This is a genomic window from Nonomuraea endophytica (assembly GCF_014203235.1).
GTDB lineage: Bacteria > Actinomycetota > Actinomycetes > Streptosporangiales > Streptosporangiaceae > Nonomuraea > Nonomuraea endophytica.
The window spans coordinates 1-17,132 of sequence record NZ_JACHIN010000035.1 but is presented as its reverse complement, the minus strand read 5'-3'; the positions used below and the strand labels follow the sequence as shown (position 1 = coordinate 17,132).

Annotated in this window: 18 protein-coding genes; 7 read left to right on the top strand and 11 right to left on the bottom strand. The window is 69.7% G+C overall.

Annotated elements, in window-relative coordinates:
- Positions 1-104: 104 nt before the first annotated feature.
- A complete protein-coding gene (locus tag HNR40_RS53140) occupies positions 105-1,211 on the bottom strand; it encodes an epoxide hydrolase family protein (RefSeq protein ID WP_184976535.1) in 1,107 nt (368 codons plus the stop codon).
- A 101-nt stretch (positions 1,212-1,312) separates the two neighbouring features.
- Here HNR40_RS53140 and HNR40_RS53135 point away from each other — a divergent pair, with 101 nt between their 5' ends.
- Positions 1,313-2,899 carry an ABC-F family ATP-binding cassette domain-containing protein gene (locus HNR40_RS53135; RefSeq protein ID WP_184976534.1) on the top strand — a complete coding sequence of 529 codons (1,587 nt, stop codon included), beginning with the start codon at positions 1,313-1,315 and terminating at the stop codon, positions 2,897-2,899.
- On the opposite strand, the gene HNR40_RS53130 is transcribed toward HNR40_RS53135, so the two are convergent.
- Positions 2,886-3,344 (bottom strand): hypothetical protein, encoded by a 459-nt coding sequence (locus tag HNR40_RS53130; protein WP_184976532.1) that lies wholly within the window; start codon positions 3,342-3,344, stop codon positions 2,886-2,888. The two genes, HNR40_RS53135 and HNR40_RS53130, sit on opposite strands and share 14 nt — an antisense overlap.
- A 51-nt stretch (positions 3,345-3,395) precedes the next feature.
- Here HNR40_RS53130 and HNR40_RS53125 point away from each other — a divergent pair, with 51 nt between their 5' ends.
- Entirely contained in the window at positions 3,396-4,367 is a 972-nt protein-coding gene (locus tag HNR40_RS53125; protein WP_184976530.1) for an aldo/keto reductase, read from the top strand.
- Here the strand turns inward: HNR40_RS53125 and HNR40_RS53120 are convergent.
- A complete protein-coding gene (locus tag HNR40_RS53120) occupies positions 4,364-5,689 on the bottom strand; it encodes an alkaline phosphatase D family protein (protein WP_184976528.1) in 1,326 nt (441 codons plus the stop codon). The two genes, HNR40_RS53125 and HNR40_RS53120, sit on opposite strands and share 4 nt — an antisense overlap.
- Positions 5,690-5,941: 252 nt before the next feature.
- Between HNR40_RS53120 and HNR40_RS53115 the strand changes: the two genes are divergently transcribed.
- The gene (locus HNR40_RS53115) at positions 5,942-6,373 is read left to right on the top strand and encodes a hypothetical protein (protein WP_221341929.1); all 432 of its coding nucleotides are present in this window, start codon (positions 5,942-5,944) and stop codon (positions 6,371-6,373) included.
- 149 nt (positions 6,374-6,522) lie between these two features.
- Here the strand turns inward: HNR40_RS53115 and HNR40_RS53110 are convergent, their stop codons facing one another.
- From HNR40_RS53110 to HNR40_RS57765, 3 genes are all read right to left on the bottom strand, one after another.
- Positions 6,523-6,969 (bottom strand): site-specific integrase, encoded by a 447-nt coding sequence (locus tag HNR40_RS53110; protein ID WP_246510914.1) that lies wholly within the window; start codon positions 6,967-6,969, stop codon positions 6,523-6,525.
- Between the two features lie 99 nt (positions 6,970-7,068).
- Positions 7,069-7,995 carry a recombinase family protein gene (locus tag HNR40_RS53105; protein ID WP_184976526.1) on the bottom strand — a complete coding sequence of 309 codons (927 nt, stop codon included), beginning with the start codon at positions 7,993-7,995 and terminating at the stop codon, positions 7,069-7,071.
- 135 nt (positions 7,996-8,130) lie between these two features.
- A complete protein-coding gene (locus tag HNR40_RS57765; RefSeq protein WP_312896880.1) occupies positions 8,131-9,228 on the bottom strand; it encodes a pentapeptide repeat-containing protein in 1,098 nt (365 codons plus the stop codon).
- Between the two features lie 391 nt (positions 9,229-9,619).
- Here HNR40_RS57765 and HNR40_RS53095 point away from each other — a divergent pair, with 391 nt between their 5' ends.
- Entirely contained in the window at positions 9,620-10,249 is a 630-nt protein-coding gene (locus HNR40_RS53095) for a hypothetical protein (protein WP_184976524.1), read from the top strand.
- Positions 10,250-10,417: 168 nt separating this feature from the next.
- On the opposite strand, the gene HNR40_RS53090 is transcribed toward HNR40_RS53095, so the two are convergent.
- Positions 10,418-10,762: a hypothetical protein gene (locus tag HNR40_RS53090; protein ID WP_184976522.1), complete on the bottom strand. Its 345-nt coding sequence runs from the start codon at positions 10,760-10,762 to the stop codon at positions 10,418-10,420.
- Positions 10,763-10,792: 30 nt separating this feature from the next.
- Entirely contained in the window at positions 10,793-11,191 is a 399-nt protein-coding gene (locus HNR40_RS53085) for a hypothetical protein (protein WP_184976520.1), read from the bottom strand.
- Between the two features lie 206 nt (positions 11,192-11,397).
- Here HNR40_RS53085 and HNR40_RS57760 point away from each other — a divergent pair, with 206 nt between their 5' ends.
- Complete coding sequence (locus HNR40_RS57760; protein WP_184976518.1) at positions 11,398-13,464, top strand: tetratricopeptide repeat protein; 2,067 nt, start codon at positions 11,398-11,400, stop codon at positions 13,462-13,464.
- A 123-nt stretch (positions 13,465-13,587) separates the two neighbouring features.
- Positions 13,588-14,244 (top strand): recombinase family protein, encoded by a 657-nt coding sequence (locus HNR40_RS53075; RefSeq protein WP_312896879.1) that lies wholly within the window; start codon positions 13,588-13,590, stop codon positions 14,242-14,244.
- A gap of 19 nt (positions 14,245-14,263) precedes the next feature.
- On the opposite strand, the gene HNR40_RS53070 is transcribed toward HNR40_RS53075, so the two are convergent.
- Positions 14,264-14,545: a tetratricopeptide repeat protein gene (locus HNR40_RS53070; protein WP_184976516.1), complete on the bottom strand. Its 282-nt coding sequence runs from the start codon at positions 14,543-14,545 to the stop codon at positions 14,264-14,266.
- Between the two features lie 15 nt (positions 14,546-14,560).
- On the opposite strand from HNR40_RS53070, the gene HNR40_RS53065 reads away from it, so the two are divergent.
- Complete coding sequence (locus HNR40_RS53065) at positions 14,561-15,088, top strand: recombinase family protein (RefSeq protein WP_184976514.1); 528 nt, start codon at positions 14,561-14,563, stop codon at positions 15,086-15,088.
- 160 nt (positions 15,089-15,248) lie between these two features.
- Here the strand turns inward: HNR40_RS53065 and HNR40_RS53060 are convergent, their stop codons facing one another.
- Together HNR40_RS53060 and HNR40_RS53055 are read right to left on the bottom strand one after the other, a co-directional pair.
- On the bottom strand, positions 15,249-16,490 hold the full coding sequence (locus tag HNR40_RS53060; RefSeq protein ID WP_184976512.1) for an RNA polymerase sigma factor: 1,242 nt from the start codon (positions 16,488-16,490) through the stop codon (positions 15,249-15,251).
- Positions 16,487-16,816, bottom strand: coding sequence for a YciI family protein (locus HNR40_RS53055; RefSeq protein WP_131898609.1), 330 nt, complete (start codon positions 16,814-16,816; stop codon positions 16,487-16,489). The genes HNR40_RS53060 and HNR40_RS53055 overlap by 4 nt, the downstream gene beginning before the upstream one ends.
- Between the last annotated feature and the right edge of the window lie 316 nt (positions 16,817-17,132).

Sequence of the window (17,132 nt, the reverse complement as noted above, 5' to 3'; positions counted from 1 at the left end):
GGAAGATCACCCGTTCTACCGGATCTCCGTTCTCATGTCCTGATCTTCTGACGGTCTTGAAATACCAGCCCCAACCCTAACTAACCGGCATTGCGTCTAGCCCTTCAGCTCAGCGGACCGAAGAAGTCCGTGATCTCGCGCGCCACCTGCTCGGGCTCCTCGTGGGACATGAAGTGGCCGCCCCGGCCCGGGTTGCTCCAGTGGCGCAGGTCGGAGAACACGCGCTCGGGCAGCGAGCGGGGCAGTCCGACGTACGCGGGCTCGTTGCTGAGCGTGATCGCCGCCGGAACGGAGATCGGCGGGACGGGACGGTTGTTCGGGTAGTCGTAGTACTGGCGGAAGGAGGAGCCGATGCTGCCGGTGGCCCAGTAGAGCGTGGCGACGGTGCACAGCGTGTCCTTGTCCCAGCGCTTCTCCAGGTCGCCGTCGCAGTCGCTCCAGTCGCGGTACTTGTCGATGATCCAGGCGATCAGCCCGGCGGGGGAGTCGGCCAGCGCGGCGGCGATCGTGTCGGGGCGGGTCCACATGATCTCGCTGTAGCCCTGGTCGCGCTCGTCGTAGGCGGCCAGGTGGTCGAGGTAGGCCTGTTCCTCCGGCGTCGCGGGCCGTTCGCTGAAGTCGGCGGTGCTGACGGCGGAGGTCACGTGCACCCCGGCCACCGACTCGGGGAACAACGCGCCGAGCCACTGGGTGACGCCGCCGCCGATGTCACCGCCGAACGCGCCGAAGCGCTCGTAGCCCAGCACGCCGGTCATCAGCTCGTGCCAGATCTCGGCGACGCCGCGCCGGGTATAGGGCTGCCCCGGCAGGTCGGAGAACAGGAATCCGGGCAGCGACGGGATCACCACGTCGAACCGGCCGGTCAGCAGCGGCGCCACCCGCAGCATCTCCACGAAGCTGCTCGGCCAGCCGTGGGTCAGCACCAGCGGCAGCGCGCCCTCCGGCCGCTCGGCGCGCAGATGGACGAAGTGCACCTTGCGCCCGTTCACCTCGGCGAGGAACTGCGGGAAGGCGTTGAGCCTCGCCTCGGCCGCCCGCCAGTCGAACTCCCCGGCCCAGTAGGCGACGAGCTCGCGCAGATAGCCGGGATCGACGCCGGCCGCCCAGTAGGCGGAGTCGGAGGGCTGGGTGTAAAGGGTACGGCTCAGGCGTTCCCGCAGGTCAAGCAGGACATCGTCGCCGAGCGAAATATCGAATGCCTCGATCGTCATGGCCCTTTATACTGGACGCATGTCTACTCCCTACACCTCTTAGCTGCCACACACGTTTCCCGCCACCCGTGTGTTCCTAAGTCGTTTCGGAGTGTCATCCCATGCTCACCTTCCGTGGGGTCGACGTGCGCGTCGGCGCCCGTCTTCTTCTTTCCGGCATCACCGCCCACATCGCCCCGGGCGACCGCGTCGGCCTGGTCGGCCGCAACGGCGCGGGCAAGACCACTCTCCTGCGCACGCTGGCCGGGCAACTGCCCCCGGCGGCCGGCACGATCACCGCCTCCGGGCCGATCGGCTATCTCCCGCAGGACCCCGCCGCCGCCGACCCCGCCGTCACGGTCACCGACCGCATCCTGTCGGCCCGCGGCATGGACGCCGCCGTCCGCGAGCTGCGCGCCGCCGAACAGGCCCTGGCCGCCGGTGACGAACGCGCGATGGCCCGCTACGTCCGCGCCGACGACGAGTTCCAGGCCCGCGGCGGTTACCCGGCCGAAGCCGAGGCGGCCCGCGTGGCCGCCGGGCTCGGCCTGCCCGAGCGGGCCATGACGCAGCCGCTCGGCACCCTGTCGGGCGGGCAGCGCCGCCGGGTGGAGCTGGCCCGCGTCCTGTTCGCCGACCAGGGCACGCTGCTGCTCGACGAGCCCACCAACCACCTCGACGCCGACTCCGTCACCTGGCTGCGCGGCTTCCTGACCGGCTACTCCGGCGGCCTCGTCATGATCAGCCACGACACGGAGCTGATCGCCGACGTGGTCAACCGGGTGTGGCACGTCGACGCCGAGCACGCCGCGCTGGAGATCCACAACACCGGCTGGCACACCTATCTCACCGACCGCGCCGCCGGCGAGCGCCGCGACGCGCGGCACCGGGCCGTGGCCGAGCGCAAGGCCGCCGCCCTGCACGCGCAGGCGGACAAGATGCGGGCGCGTTCCTCCACGGCGACGCGGGCGCGCGACATGGCCCGCAGGGCCGACCGCCTGCTGGCAGAGGTACGGCCGGCCCGCCGTACCGGCAAAGTGGCGAAGATCCGCCTGCCCGAGCCCGCGCCGAGCGGGCGGACCCCGCTCGGCGCGGTCAGCCTCACCAAGTCCTACGGCGCGCTCGACGTCCTGAGCGGCGTCGACCTCGCCGTGGACCGGGGCAGCCGGCTGGTCGTGCTCGGATTCAACGGCGCGGGCAAGACCACGCTGCTGCGGCTGCTGGCCGGGCACGAAAACCCCGACTCCGGCCGGGTCGTGCACGGGCACGGGCTGCGGCTGGGCTACTTCGCCCAGGAGCACGACACGCTCGACCCCGCCCGCACCGTGCGGCAGAACCTCGCCGCGCACGCGCCCCAGCTCAGCGACGGCGAGGCGCGCACGGTGCTCGGCGCGTTCCTGTTCGGCGGCGACGACGCGGACAAGCCGGCCGGGGTGCTGTCCGGCGGGGAGAAGACGAGGCTGGCGCTGGCCGGGCTGGTCAGCTCTCAGGCCAACGTGCTGCTGCTCGACGAGCCGACCAACAACCTCGATCCGGCCTCGCGCGCGGAGGTGCTCGCGGCGGTCGGCGGGTACAAGGGCGCGGTGGTCATGGTCACCCACGACGAGGAGGCGGTCGAGGCGCTCCGTCCCGACCGGGTGCTCGTGCTGCCCGACGGCGTCGAGGATCTCTGGAGCCCCGGCTACGGCGAGCTGGTCACTCTGGCATGACGCCGACCGCGTCGGCGTAGTAGGTGGATCCGGCCAGGTGGAGGGCGACGCGCCGGATGCTCCAGCCTTCGCCGGGGCTGTTGTCGAGCCGGTGCTCGGTCAGCGAGCCCAGCCGGACGGTCCAGATCTGGGCCAGCCGGTTGAGCCTGCTGACCGCCTCGTCGAGGTCGTCCTTGGTGAAGGGCGCCATGTCCTGCTCGGTGGTGATGGCGGAGGCGTGCCAGTGGTCGGGGATCGTGGGCAGGCCCGCCAGGCGCGCCTCGACCTCCGCCAGGTGGTCGATCATGTGGTCGGCCACCCGGCGGATCGCCTTGTGCGGGGTGTAGACGCGGTCGTCGACGTGGCGGGGCACGCCGTCCCATCGGGTCCAGGTGGCGGCCAGGCGCAGGACGTGCGCGACCATGTCGGCGACGGCGATCGCCGGATCCTCATCGTGGGCGGTCATGAGCGGACCGTATGGCCGGAACACTTAACGCGGGATGGAAGGATCGATGTCATGGAATACATCCGTTTGGGGAACACCGGCCTGAAGGTGTCCCGGGTCTGCCTGGGCATGATGAGCTTCGGCGATCCGGATCTGCTCGACTGGTTCGTCCCCGAGGAGCAGGCGGAGGCCATCGTCCGGCGGGCCGCCGACGGCGGCGTGACCTTCTTCGACACCGCCGACATGTACAGCAACGGCGGCAGCGAGGTGATCACCGGCAACGTGCTGCGGCGCACGTTCGCCAGGCGTGAGGACTACGTGCTGGCCACGAAGGTCTTCTTCCCCACGGGTGAGGGGGAGAACGACCGCGGGCTGTCGCGCAAGCACGTCATGGCCGCGCTCGACGCCTCCCTGGAACGGCTCGGCACCGACTACGTGGACCTCTACCAGATCCACCGCTGGGACGAGGAGACGCCGATCGAGGAGACCATGGCGGCGCTGCACGATCTCGTGCGCTCCGGCAAGGTCCGCTACATCGGCGCCTCCACCATGCGGGCCTGGCAATTCGCCAAGGCGCAGCACGTGGCCGAGGTCAACGGGTGGACGAAGTTCGTCTCGATGCAGCCGCAGTACAACCTGCTCTACCGCGAGGAGGAGAGGGAGATGCTGCCGCTCTGCCGCGACCAGGGCGTGGGCGTGATCCCGTGGGGCCCGCTGGCACGCGGCGTGCTGGCCAGGCCCGCCCTCGCGCAGCCGGCCACGACGCGCAGCGCCAACGACGGCCGCATCCCGGCCACCTACGAGACCGACAGCAACCGGGCCATCCTCGACCGCCTCATCCAGGTGGCCGCCGAACGCGAGCTGCCGCCGGCCCAGGTGGCGCTGGCCTGGCTCATGCACCAGCCGGGGCTGACCGCGCCGATCGTCGGCACCACGAAGGCGGCGCAGATCGACGACGCGGTCGCCGCGGCGGGGGTGAAGTTGTCGGACAAGGAAGTCGCGTTCCTGGCCGAGCCCTACCAGGCGCGCGAGTACATGCCCTAGCGGGCGCTCTGCTCGGCCAGGTGGTCGAGCGGGCCGGCCACGTCCGGGACGAAGCGGACGCCCACGGGCGGGTTGTCGGCGGTCTGGTGCAGACCGGGACGGCCCGCCTCGACGGCGAAGCAGGCCCGCGTCGAGACGGGCGCGCCGGGCCGGGAGACGTACGGGACGACCTGGTAGTCGACGGTGAGCGTGTCCGGGGTGGCCTTGGCCCGGACGTAGCCGCGCTGCACGTTGTGGAACTTCAGGTGCGGGTTGGCTCGCATGAAGATCTGCCCGATCCGGTCCTGGTCGGCGCCGTCCTTGCCGGAGGAGACCGAGGTTCCGGCGAACTCCACGCCCATGACCGGCGCGTTCGGGTCGTCGAAGTTGGTTGTGAGCTCGGCGGCGAGGCTGCGGTGGATGTCGCCGGAGATCACCACGGGGTTGCGCATCCGGCGCTGCACCATCCCGGTGAGCAGCCGGTCGCGGGCGGCGGCGTAGCCGTCCCACAGGTCCATGCCGAACGACTGGACGTCCGGGGCGGCGTCGTGGTCCAGCGGGGCCACGAGCAGCTGGTTGGCCAGGATGTTCCAGGTGGTGTGGGAACGGCCCAGGCTGTCGAGCAACCAGGCTTCCTGACGCTCGCCGAGCATGGTGCGGTCCGGGTCCAGGCGCTCGGCGCAGCCGGCCTTCTCGCCGTCGCCGCAGGGCTGGTCGTCGCGGTACTGGCGGGTGTCCAGCACGCTGAACGCGGCCAGCCGGCCGAACGCCTGCCTGCGGTAGAGCCGCATGCCGGCGCCCCAGGGCAGCGCCGATCGGCGCAGTGGCATGTGCTCGTAGAAGGCCTGGAAGGCGGCGGCCCGCCGCTGCAGGAAGATCTGGCGGTCCTGATCGGGCTCGGTATCGATCTGGGAGAAGTTGTTCTCGACGTCGTGGTCGTCGACCGTCACCATCCACGGGAACGCCGCGTGCGTCGCCTGCAGGTCGGTGTCGGTGCGGTAGAGGGCGTGGCGGTTGCGGTACCCGGTGAGGGTGAAGGTCTCCTTGAGGTACTGCTCGGGCAGGGCGATCCCGCGTACGCCGCCGGTCGGGCCGACGCCGTGTGCGTACAGGTAGTCGCCCAGGTGGAACAGGACGTCGAGATCTTCCTGGGCCAGGTGGCGGTAGGTGGTGTAGTAGCCCTCGTACCAGTTCTGGCAGGAGACGAAGGCGAAGGCCAGGCTGTCCACGCGGGCGCGGGGCGGGGGAGCGGTCTTGGTGCGGCCGGCCGGGCTGATCTCGCCCCCGGCGCGGAAGGGCCTCCGAGGAGGATGGGTGCAGGAATTAGCGGTAGCGATGATCATGGCCTTACGCTGCCCCGTGGCGCCGTTGACCTCTGCTGGCACCAGTCGCCATTTCGGGCTTGAGCAGCGCGATCAATCTGTGTGGCGGCGCGGAGCCAGGTGTTCGGTGACCTTCGCCCCGAGTTCGTCGTAGCTCAAGGCGGTGCGAAGGTCCGATGGACCAGCCCGATGCCCCGTAGCCGAGCCCGTGCGAGATCCTTGGCACCGACCACGCGCAAGAGTGCGGATGGCCCCGAGCAGGAGCGTGGTGACGTGAGCGCGAACGAAGGCACCGTTCCTGGCCGCAGGGGGCGCTCGGCCCCGCTGGTCTTCGTCGCGGGCGCCGCGGTCGGGATGCTGGGCGGGATGATCGGCCTGGGCGGCGCGGAGTTCCGGCTGCCGCTGCTGATCGGTCTGTTCGGCTTCGCCGCGCTGGCCGCGGTCATCTTGAACAAGGCGATGAGTCTGGTCGTGGTGCTGGTGGCGCTCCCGGCGCGGCTGGCTGCCGTTCCCCTTGCCGATCTGAGCGCGCAGTGGACGGTCGCGGTCAACCTGCTGGCCGGAAGCCTTCGATGCTGGTGGCCTTCGCCCGGTACAGCCGCGACGGCAGCTTCACAGTCCTGGGCGCTCATCTGCGATTCGTCGGGATCATGGTCGCTGGGTCGGTTTCTGGTGCTCTGGCTGGCGGATTGCTGCTTGGCGTGATTGCCGACCTCGTTCTGATCCCCGTTCTCGCGCTCGTGCTGCTGATCTCGGCGATCAAGCTGGCTCGTCATCCTGCGCCTCATGAGTGATCGTTGGGGTGCCGTTAACGCGAGTGTCACCGGCCGCCATTTTGGGGCTGGTCTGCGTGTTCAGTGTGTACGGCGACGCGGCGCGAGGTGCTCGGTGACCTTGGCGATGGCCTCTGGCCCGGGCTTGACATAGCGCAGGGCGGTGCGGGGGTTCTTGTGGTGGGTTTTGCCCATGATGAGCTGCAGCGGGACTTCGGCCTCACCGAGGTGGGTGGCGGTGCTGTGGCGGAGGTGGTGGAGGTCGAGTCCGGCGTGCTGGTCGAGCAGGACGCGGGCGCGGTCGTAGCCGAGCCGGGGGCGTCCGGTGTGCGGGCAGAGGTCGGCGGCCGGAGGTCGGCGGGCGGGCACGGGGCGGCGTTCGACCGGGAACAGCGGGCCGTGGGTGCGGGACGTGCCGTCCGGCAGGCGTAGCAGTCGGGGTAGCAGGTGGGCGGTGCCGGTGTCCCAGTACACCCATTCGATCGCGCCGCCCTCGGACCAGGGGTCTCCGCAGTCTGGGCCGAACATCCAACGCACCTGGCTCTGACCTGCGTGTAGGGGTGCCCGTAAGAATCGTGTCATGGGACCCAAACGAGGTCGTTCTCGCAGGTCCGCGGAAGGGGAAGATCAGTCGCGGGCGGTCTGGAGGTCTGCGAATTCTGCGTGGGCGCGGGTAACGGCTTCGGGGTGGCGCTGGGTCTTCTCATATGCGGCGAGGGCGCGGTAGAGGCTGGCCAGGGAGGGGTTGTGGCCTTTGCGTTTGCCGGTGGGGATGATCAGGTCTTTGCGGATGGCCTCGGCGGATTCGCCGGCGGCGCGGCGGCGGAGCACGGTGTGGATCATGTCGCCGGCGATGACGGCGGGCCGGCCGCCGTGCTTGCCCTTGCGGGCGGCGGCGTCCAGCCCTTCGAGGGTGGCTTCGCGGATGGCTTCGCGTTCGGTTTCGGCCATGGCGGCGAAGAAGGCGAACAGCATCCTGCCGGGCCCGGCCGAGTCGTAGAGGCCGGCCAGGGGGCCGGCGAGCATTTCCAGGACCAGGCCGTGGGTGGTGAGGTGGTCGGCCAGGGCGGTGAGCTCTGAGGCGTCGCGGCCCAGGCGTTTCATCTCGTACACGGTGAGGATGACGCGGCAGTGCGGGGCGTGGGCCTTGATCTGCCGGGCCGTCTCCAGCGCTTTTTCGAACTGAGGGCGGACTTTGACGCGGGTGGAGATCTTCTCGCTGTAGATCTTGTCGTGGTCGATGCCGTGCGCGGCCAGGGCGTCGAGCTGGGATTGCAGTTCCTGGGTGAGGGAGGAGCAGCGGGCGTAGCCGATGCGGATGTCGGCGCTTGTCCGGTCGGGGTCGATGGGCGCCGGGGGCGGAGTGCCGGGCCGCCAGGGCCGGCCGGGCCCGCGGTCGGCGGGGATGCTCACGCGCAGTTGCCTGGCCAGCCGGGCGACCTTGGTGAAGCGGCCGGTGTGGTAGGTGCCGGCCACCGCACCCGAGCGCGACCGGCACGGCGAACCCGGAGGCCGTGAAAGCGAGAGAGGGGCTCGGACTATACACACTGACATAGCCCACCTCGTCGAGAGGCGACCGATGACCAGGCCCCCACGTGACGGCCCCCCAATATATGGACGAATCCACCGAGCTTCGGCTCTCCTCAACCGAACCCGAGCGTTTCGCCGCGCGCCTTGGTCATCATCCCTTTAGTTGAGCCGCTCCCAGCATTCATAGTCCGGAAGGCATTCTCCGAACCGGGTGTACTTGTCGATCTTGGCTATCGCCTTTACCTGCGCTTGCGTGACCCCTATGACGCCCCGCAGGTCCGCGCCGCTCAAGTCGGCGCCAGCCAGGTTCGCCGCGCTTAGGTCGGCGCCTCTCAGGTGAGCGCCGGCCATGTCCGCGCCGCTCAAGTCGGCGCCAGCGAGGTTCACCTTGATCAGGTTCGCGCTGTCCCCGCTGCTGAGCCGAAGCTCCGCGCCACGCAGACGGGTCCCACCCAGATCGATGACCTGAGCGGAGTCCTCGCTGAAGTACTCGCTGCCGTCCAACCCTCTGAAGATCGTTTCGTTGGGCAAGGGGCGACGGGCGATGATGGTCAATACGGCCTGCACATCGGTCGCGGGCCTGTCCGATGAGCTCATGGAACGCAAGGAACCGGAGGCATGATCCCGGACGAAGGCGGCCAGGATGTCATAGATGGCTTCGGTGTCGCGTTCAGAGTCTTCGGCGAGCCGTCCCAGAGCGTAGATGCCACCCAGACGCACCTGAAGCGTGGATGAGCCCAGCTGCTCGATGGCTTTGGTGTACCGGTCGGTGAGCTGGCCTTGCTGCGTCGCCTCCACCGTCTGGGCGGTGTAGAGCACCCCTTGAGCGGTGAACACCAGGCCACCAAAGACAATCAGCCCCGTCACCGATTGGATGAGCATGCCCCGGCTGTGGTTGACGGCGTCCATGCGCTCACGCATGGTCAGCGAAGCCCGTTCCTGTGCAGTGAAGGGGCGGCGTTCACCAGCTAATCGCCGCGCCAGCGGCCCCATCACCGCCACCATCACCAGCGTTGCGGCGACGGCCAGCGGCAGGCCGATCAGCAACCATGGGGCGTTCTCGATGGCGGCGATCGCAATGGACAGGTAGACGCAGGCCACCGCCACCGCGGCGCCGGCCAGCCAGCGAAGCCCTAACCAGAACCCGTTGGTCTCGACCGCTTGGGGGGTGGCTTGTGCGTTCGAGGCGACTTCCGCCTGTCGTTGAGCTCGTCTGGCTCGCGCCGCGGCCGCGGCGGCTACCTCGCGTGCGGGCACCTGGCCTGCTCTCTTGCTGGGCATGCATCATTGGACCGGTTGACACGGCATGATGTCGACCCGCCGGCCTCGATATCCGAGGCCGGTCTGGCCGCCATCGTGCCTGCCACACCATCCGCCCAGCCCATAGCCGAGGTGCCTGCCGACTCTCGTCGGCGATCTTGCTTTTTATGGAAAGGCCTCCCGTTTCGAGGGGCCGGACGCGGTCTGCCGTATGGCGGGGATGGTCATGCACGGCGGTGGGAAGACCCTCTAGCGTGTGCAGCTCGCCTAGAGGGTGTCTCCGACCTGCAAGCACCGAACGTGGTGGCCTCAGAGACGGTGGGTGCGGCGGCAAACCTCACGGCTGCCTGGTGGAACCTTTCGCTGGCATCTACCCGTCGAACCCCTCATGAGCGAATTAGGCGTGGCCGCCATCGGAGCCGCCGCGGTGCTACTCGTCGGGCTCATCGCAGCCTTCGCCACCATCCGCGGCGCCCACATCCAACGCGACGGGGCATTGAAGCAAGCCGAAGTCGCCCGTCAACAAGCCGAAGTCGCGCGCCAGCAACTGGACGACGCGCAGCGCATCGCCCTCGAGCAGACCATCAACGCCCGGCGCGCTCAGCATCGGGAGGTGTGGAGCGCCTTCCTCATCGCTGCCGACCGCAGCAGGAACGCCGCCCACCAGCTCATGGATGCGGCGTACGGGCCCCGTGAAGAAGTAGCCACGCTGCGCGATCAATACCTGCAGGCCATGGCCGGGCTGCACGACGCGTTGGCTGTAGGGGAGGTCGAAGGGCCTGCTGCAGTCAGCGAGCACGCCGATGCCATCAAGCACCTCCTCAACTTCACGCCGGTTATCCGCGAAAGGATCGAGGTCGGCTCGACCCTGGACATGCGACCGGGTCCCAACGAGCATCCCGGAAAGATGGCGGACCGGGTGGGAGACCTCTACGTCCAGGCCCGCCGCACGTTCATCGCCGCGGCCCGGGAAGACCTCGACCTCCCAGACAGTGATTCGCAGGGCAACAGCCTCTGATGCGAGGCGGTCCGGCCGGCACCATCGTGTGGCGCTCGTGCTCGGAGCGGGCGACGGCGCGACCCAGAAGAGCAGTCCGTCGGAAACCGCGCCGTCGCGAACCGAACGTAAATGCCTCGACAGAGGGACTCGTCCGGGCGACACCCGCCCGCGCGACCGCGGGTGGGACTACGTCGGCCGCGCCGCCGGACCGTTTCCGGCGGACCCGCTATCAGGCGCCGGCGTCGGCGCGACGGGGAATAGTTCCAGCTGCGTCACTCCGGGCGCGGCATCATCGCTCAACCGCAGGCATCGCTTGCAGGTGACGGGCCCGGAGTCCGGGTGCGCAGCGCTTGGATCCCAGCCGGCCACGCCGACCATGCAGGCCGGGCCGGGCAGCAGCTCCCCGGCCAGCCACTTCGTCAAGGTGACGTCGTGGACGATGCCGGAGGAGCGCACCCGCAGGTGCTGGCCAGGACCGTAGGCGGCCCGGGTCGAGGCTGCGATCATGGCCAGCGTCTGCCCGGTGTCCATCCCGTCCCCCTTCCCCTCGGCGTAGGTTCGTCAGTCGGCGTTGGGACCCTGCACGCGATACAGGTACCAGGGCCCATCGTCCGGCAGGGCGGCGTCGACCTGGACGCCGAGCACCGCCTCGGCGATCTCCGCCTCGCCGGCTCCACCGACCTGCATCGCGTCGATGAGCGCCGCCGTGTACTCATCCAGGTCGACGCCGTAACGCGTGAAGGCGTTGTCCGGACCGTCCGCCTCGCCGGAGGCGATCTCCTGCAGGTCGGGCCCCGGATACTCGCGGCTGGTGCCGTCAGCGGCGGTGACGACCCACCGGCCAGTCTCCAGCGACCCGCCGGTGATCGTCCGAGTGAAGTCGTCGCCGGGATCGACGGCCCGCACCTTCTTACCGACCTGCTCGGCGTTGCACCGCGCAATCCACTCCGCGCCGCTCATGAGCGCTCCTCGGTCCAGGGGTTTCAGTCTGTCGTAGTCCTGGCCGGCACCGGAAGATCGTGAATCACTGATCGGGCGTGGGTGCCGTAAAAGAACCAACGTCCCTGTGTTGTCTGCGACCGATGTGTTTCGCCTGAACGTCTGCCCGATCCGGATTCGGCGCAATGGGTTGCCCCGGGGCGGCGAGCTTGGCCATCGTGGCGGTTGTGAGTGTCCACGATGATGCCGCTTCTCCCGGTCAGCCTGTGGGTGCGCGGGTGGAGGCGAGCGGGCCGCGATCGGCCGCGGTGCGGGACAACTCGGGCACCATCGTCACCGGCGACCTGCACGCGGCGCGGCGGCCGCCCCTGCCTGCGCCGGCCCAGATCGAGGCGCCCGCCAGGTTGCTGGGATTGCCGCGCCGTCCCACACCGTGGTTCGTCGGCCGCGACGAAGCTCTGACCCTGCTGGCGGCCACGCTGGAGGCCGGTGCCGGGGCGGGGGTGATCAGTCAGGCGGTGGTCGGGCTCGGCGGGATCGGCAAGAGCGAGCTGGCGCTGCAGTACGCCTTCGCCCGCCGTCTGGACTACGCGCTGGTGTGGTGGATCGACGCCGACAGCCCGGCCCAGCTCGAAGCCGGCCTGGCCGCCCTGGCGCGGGCGCTGGTGATGGGCAGCGATTCGGTGGCGGCCGGGCAGGCCTCGCCGGAGGAGGCATCCGCCTGGGCGATCACTTGGCTGGCCGGCCGTACAGGCTGGCTGCTGGTGTTCGACAACGTCGAAGAACCCGCCCACGTCGAGCCATACCTGGCCCGGCTGACCAGCGGGCATGTGCTGATCACCACCCGGCGCGATGTCGGCTGGCGGCACCTGGGCATCACCCCGCTGCGGCTGGAGACCCTGCCCCGGCCGGCGTCGATCCGGTTGCTCGGCGACCTGATCGGCCCGCCGCACGCCGCCCAAACGGCCGTGCTGGACGAGCTGGCCGGCGAGCTGGGGGACCTGCCGCTGGCGCTGACCCAGGCCGGCGCCTACATCACCGTGACTCCGCGCTGCACACCGGCCGGCTACCTGCGGCTGCTGCGTCAGGTGCTCGAGCGCATGCTCGCCACCACCGCGGCCGGCGGGGACGCCGAGCGGGTGGTGGCCAAGGCGTGGGAGGTCAGCCGCGTCCGCGTCGCCGAGCAGAACCCACTGGCCGAGCACCTGCTGCGATTGCTGGCCTGCTATGCCCCCGACCACCTGCCCGCCACTGTTCTGGCTGGCGCAGCCGACGACGAGCAGGAGGTCAACGAGGCCCTGGCCCTGCTGGCCTCCTACAGCCTCATCACCCTCACCACCCACCCCACCGACCCGACCCCCACGGCCGCGAACCACGACGCCGACGATCACGAGAACTCAGACGATCAGGAGAGCGTGAGCATCCATCGGCTGACCCAAGCGGTCATCTGGCACCAGCTCACCACGACCCAGCGCGACCAGACCCGCGCCCACGCCGCCGAACTCCTGGACCTGGCCCTGCCCGCCGACCCCGAGACCCGGGCGAACTGGCCCCGCTACCTCCGCCTGCTCCCGCACGCCCGCGCCGTCACCCCACCCGGCTCGCACACGATGAAGAAGGTCATCGACTTCGCCCGTGCCAGCGGCGACTACACCACCGCTAGGCCCCTGCAACAGGCCCGCTACACCGCCCAAGTCGAAACTCTCGGTCCCGAACACCCCACCACGCTGAGCGCCCGCGCCAACCTCGCTTACCTGACGGGGGAGGCGGGGGACCCTGCGGCCGCCCGCACCCTGTTCGCCGAACTGCTGCCCATCCGCGAACGCATCCTCGGCCCCGAACACCCCAACACGCTGAGCGCCCGCGCCAACCTCGCCTACTGGACGGGGGAGGCGGGGGACGCAGCCGCCGCCCGCACCATGTACACCGAACTGCTACCGAGCAGCGAACGCATCCTCGGCCCCGAACACCCCAACACGCTGACCGACCGCGCCAACCTCGCCCGCTGGACGGGCCAGGCAGGGAACGCAGCCGCCGCCCGCACCATGTACACCGAACTGCTACCGAGCAGCGAACGCATCCTCGGACCCGAACACCCCACCACGCTGAGCGCCCGCGCCAACCTCGCCTACTGGACGGGGGAGGCGGGGGACCCTGCGGCCGCCCGCACCCTGTTCGCCGAACTGCTGCCCATCCGCGAACGCATCTCCGGACCCGAACACCCCACCACGCTGACCGCCCGCGCCAACCTCGCCTACTGGAGTGCTCAGGCTGAGGCTCGGGGGCTTCATTAAACGATCGTTATATGACGATGATCATGGGATGACGGCGACCTGGGGCGGAGATCTTCAAAAACTCGCTTCAACAACCGCGTGTCTTCAACAACCCATGAGACCGTTTGTTGAGAGAATCCGAGGGTGACGACCGCTGCTCCCCTGGACCTGCCCGACGACCTCCTGGCCGCCTTCCCCGCCAGCCGTACCGAGATCCGCATCGGCTACGCCCGCGTCTCCACCCGCGGCCAAAGCCTCGACCGCCAGACCGACGCCCTCCGAGCGGCCGGCTGCCGCAAGGTGTTCGCCGACAAGAAATCCGGCAAGAACGCCCTCCGCCCCGAACTGCAGGCCTGCCACGCCTTCCTCACCCCCGGCGACACCCTCATCGTCCCCGAACTCGCCCGCTACGGCCGCAGCCTGCACGACCTCATCACCATGGTCGGCGACCTCCGCAAACGCGAGATCGGCTTCACCTCCCTGCACGAAAACCTCGACACCACCACCCCCGGCGGACGCCTCGTCTTCCACGTCTTCGCCGCCCTCGCCGAATTCATCCGCGAACTCATCATCGCCGGCACCCACGAAGGCCTGGCCGCCGCACGAGCACGCGGCCGCGTCGGCGGCCGCCCCACCGTCGTCGACGCCGAACTCCTCAAAGCCGCCCGCGACCTCCTGCCCGACCCCGGCCGCTCCGTCACCTCCATCGCCAAACTCCTCGGCATCTCGGTTGGCACCCTCTACAACCACATCCCCGACCTCCAAGAACTCCGCGCAGCACCGCAAGGATCTGCCACCTGAGGTTCCCGGCAGCCCTTCCTCACTCATCACGCAGGCGGCGATCTTCGGCCAGGTTGGCCAGGGCAATGTCCCGGCTGTAGTGATCACCGAAGGCCTCGAAGATGGTGGCGGCCTGCTGGTGGGAGGCGATCGCCTCCTCGAAGCGCCACACCTGCTGCAGCGCGATGCCGACGTTGTTCAACGCGCGGCCTTCGGCGTGCCGGTCACCGACCTCCCGGTGGATGGCGGTGGCCTGCTCGTGCGCGGCGATCGCCTCCTCAAAACGCCGCACCTCCCGCAGCGCAAGGCCGAGGTTGTTCAACGCCATGCCTTCGCGATGCCGGTCACCGACCTCCCGGTGGAGCTCGGCGTCCCCGCCGACCGCATCTACATCGACCGCGGCTTCTCCGGCACCACCCGCCGCAACCGCGCCAGCCTCGACCAGGCCCTCGCCGCCGTCTGGGACGGGTCGGTGTTCACCGTCACCAAGTTCGACCGGTTCGCCCGCAACATGGCCGAGGCCAACGAGATCCTCACTGGGCTGTCCGGCCGGGGTGTCCTGTTCGGCGTCGGCGCAACCATCCACGACTGGAGCGACCCTTTCGGCCGACTGTTCCTGCAGACCCTCGCCATGGTCGCCGAGTTCGAAGCCAACATCGGGCACCAGCGCACCCGCGAAAGCATGGCCCTGGCCAAGGAGAACGGCAAGCTCAAGGGCAAGCAGCCCAAGCCCCCCGCACCCGCCCGACGATCCATCCGTCGCCGCTACGCCAAAGGCGAAGTCTCCCTCGCCGACCTCGCCACCGAATACAGCGTCGGCCGCTCCACCATCCACCGCATCATCCACGGCGCAGAAGACCCCTAGGTAGACCACGGATCACCACCCACCTTGCGGCTCGCCGTAGCTATAGGAGTCCCGGGCCCATGAGGACGGCTGGCCCCGCTACGCCGTAGTGGAGCGGGAGGCAAGCGCCTTCTCGTCGACTGCCGGGGTGCCATCTCCACGCATGCACGGGCGGCGGGCACTACATCAGCTGGTCGCGGCGGCGTGCCAGGTAGGCGGTCTCGGCGGTGTTGCCCGTCAGTTCGATGGCTTTGTCGTAGGCCGCGCGTGCCTGCTGGCTTTGGCCCAGCCGGCGTAGGAGGTCGGCGCGGGTGGCGTGGTAGGCGTGATAGCCGGCCAGCGTGTCCTCAAGGCGGTCGACGGTCGCCAGTGCCACCTGTGGGCCGTCGAGTTCGGCGAGGGCGACGGCCCGGTTGAGGGCGATGATCGGTGAAGGGTCGAGGCGGACGAGTTGGTCGTAGAGGGCGAGGACCTGTGACCAGTCGGTGTCGCGGATGTCGCGGGCGGAGGTGTGCACGGCGTTGATCGCTGCGAGGATCTGGTAGCGGCCCGGAGCCTCCCCGGCGGCGGCAGCGGCGAGGCGTTCGCGCACCAGCCGGTGGCCCTCGGCGATCAGCGCCGCGTCCCAGGCCCCACGATCCTGCTCATCGAGGGCGACCAGTTCACCGCTGGTCGAGACCCGGGCCGGGCGGCGGGCCTCGATGAGCAGCATCAGCGCCAGCAGCCCGGCCACCTCACCGTCGGCCGGCATCAGGGCACGGACCAGGCGGGCCAGCCGGATCGCCTCGGCGGTCAGGCCGGGACGTACCGGATCGGTGTCGGGGCCGGTCGCCAGGTAGCCCTCGTTGAACACCAGGAACAGGACGGCGAGCACCCCGGAGACGCGCCGCGGGAGATCCTCGGCGGACGGCACCCGGTAGGGGATGCACGCCGCCTTGATCTTGGCCTTCGCGCGGGTGATCCGCTGCCCCATGGCGGTCTCGGCCACCAGGAAGGCGCGGGCGATCTCGGGCACGGTCAGGCCGCCGACCATGCGCAGCGTCAGCGCCACGCGGGTTTCCACCGCCAGCGCCGGGTGACAGCAGGTGAAGATCAGCCGGAGCCGGTCGTCGTCGATGGCGCCGACAGGCTCGGGCGGGTCGTCGTCGAACACCATCCGAGCCTCCTGGTGTTTGTCGTCGCGCTTGTTCTCGCGCCGGATCCGGTCGATGGCCTTGCGGTTGGCGGTGGTGGTCAGCCAGCCGCCGGGATTGGGCGGCACGCCGTCGGCCGGCCACCGCTCTACCGCAGTCGCGAACGCCTCGGCGGCCGCCTCCTCGGCGATGTCGAGGTCACCGAAACGCCTGGTCAGGGCAGCGACCACCCGCGCCCACTCCTCCTGGTGGGCCCGGGTGATCGCCTCCCGGACGTCGACCCCGCTCACTCGCCCAGGAATGGCCGCACCTCGACTTTCCGGTTGCAGTGCTTGGACCCGTCGGCGGCGAGCTTGAGCGCCGCGTCGAGGTCGGGGGCCTCGATGATCCAGAAGCCGGCCATGTACTCCTTGGACTCCAGGAAGGGCCCGTCGGTGAACATCGCCTCGCCATCGCGGTTGTCGATGACGGTGGCCGCCTCGGGCGAGGCGAGGCCGCCGGCGAAGACCCAGTGGCCCTCGGCCTGAAGCCGGTCGTTGTAGGCGTTGATGGCCGCCATCTCGGCCGGGGTGGCGGACCCGGTCTTGTCGTCGATCACGGATACCAGGTATTGCATCGTATGGATCATCTCCTGTGGGTTGGGCGTCCCTGGTGGGCGGCGTCTCTCCTTTGCCACGAACACCGCTGCCCCGATCCGACACCGCCTCCTGGACGTCTTTCGAGGACGTTCTGGTATGCCGATTGTGACCATGCGGTCCGATAGCGACGGTATCCCGTCCGATGATTCGCAGCCTGGACCCCGGATGTGAAGAACGCCGTCCCTGCCCTCGACTAACGGCAATGCCGGGTAGTTAAGGCGCTTGGGCGGTTGTCGATTCGGGTTCGGTAAGGACGTCGATGGCGATGGCCGCTCGGTGGTTGGTGCGGTCGGC

Coding starts and splice junctions, on each gene's coding strand:
- HNR40_RS53055 (WP_131898609.1), bottom strand. CDS start 16,816: ATGCAATACCTGGTATCCGTGATCGACGACAAGACCGGGTCCGCCACC.
- HNR40_RS53105 (WP_184976526.1), bottom strand. CDS start 7,995: ATGTCAGTGTGTATAGTCCGAGCCCCTCTCTCGCTTTCACGGCCTCCG.
- HNR40_RS53140 (WP_184976535.1), bottom strand. CDS start 1,211: ATGACGATCGAGGCATTCGATATTTCGCTCGGCGACGATGTCCTGCTT.
- HNR40_RS53085 (WP_184976520.1), bottom strand. CDS start 11,191: ATGAGCGGCGCGGAGTGGATTGCGCGGTGCAACGCCGAGCAGGTCGGT.
- HNR40_RS53130 (WP_184976532.1), bottom strand. CDS start 3,344: ATGACCGCCCACGATGAGGATCCGGCGATCGCCGTCGCCGACATGGTC.
- HNR40_RS53135 (WP_184976534.1), top strand. CDS start 1,313: ATGCTCACCTTCCGTGGGGTCGACGTGCGCGTCGGCGCCCGTCTTCTT.
- HNR40_RS53095 (WP_184976524.1), top strand. CDS start 9,620: ATGAGCGAATTAGGCGTGGCCGCCATCGGAGCCGCCGCGGTGCTACTC.
- HNR40_RS53110 (WP_246510914.1), bottom strand. CDS start 6,969: ATGTTCGGCCCAGACTGCGGAGACCCCTGGTCCGAGGGCGGCGCGATC.
- HNR40_RS53125 (WP_184976530.1), top strand. CDS start 3,396: ATGGAATACATCCGTTTGGGGAACACCGGCCTGAAGGTGTCCCGGGTC.
- HNR40_RS53065 (WP_184976514.1), top strand. CDS start 14,561: ATGCCGGTCACCGACCTCCCGGTGGAGCTCGGCGTCCCCGCCGACCGC.
- HNR40_RS53090 (WP_184976522.1), bottom strand. CDS start 10,762: ATGGACACCGGGCAGACGCTGGCCATGATCGCAGCCTCGACCCGGGCC.
- HNR40_RS53120 (WP_184976528.1), bottom strand. CDS start 5,689: ATGATCATCGCTACCGCTAATTCCTGCACCCATCCTCCTCGGAGGCCC.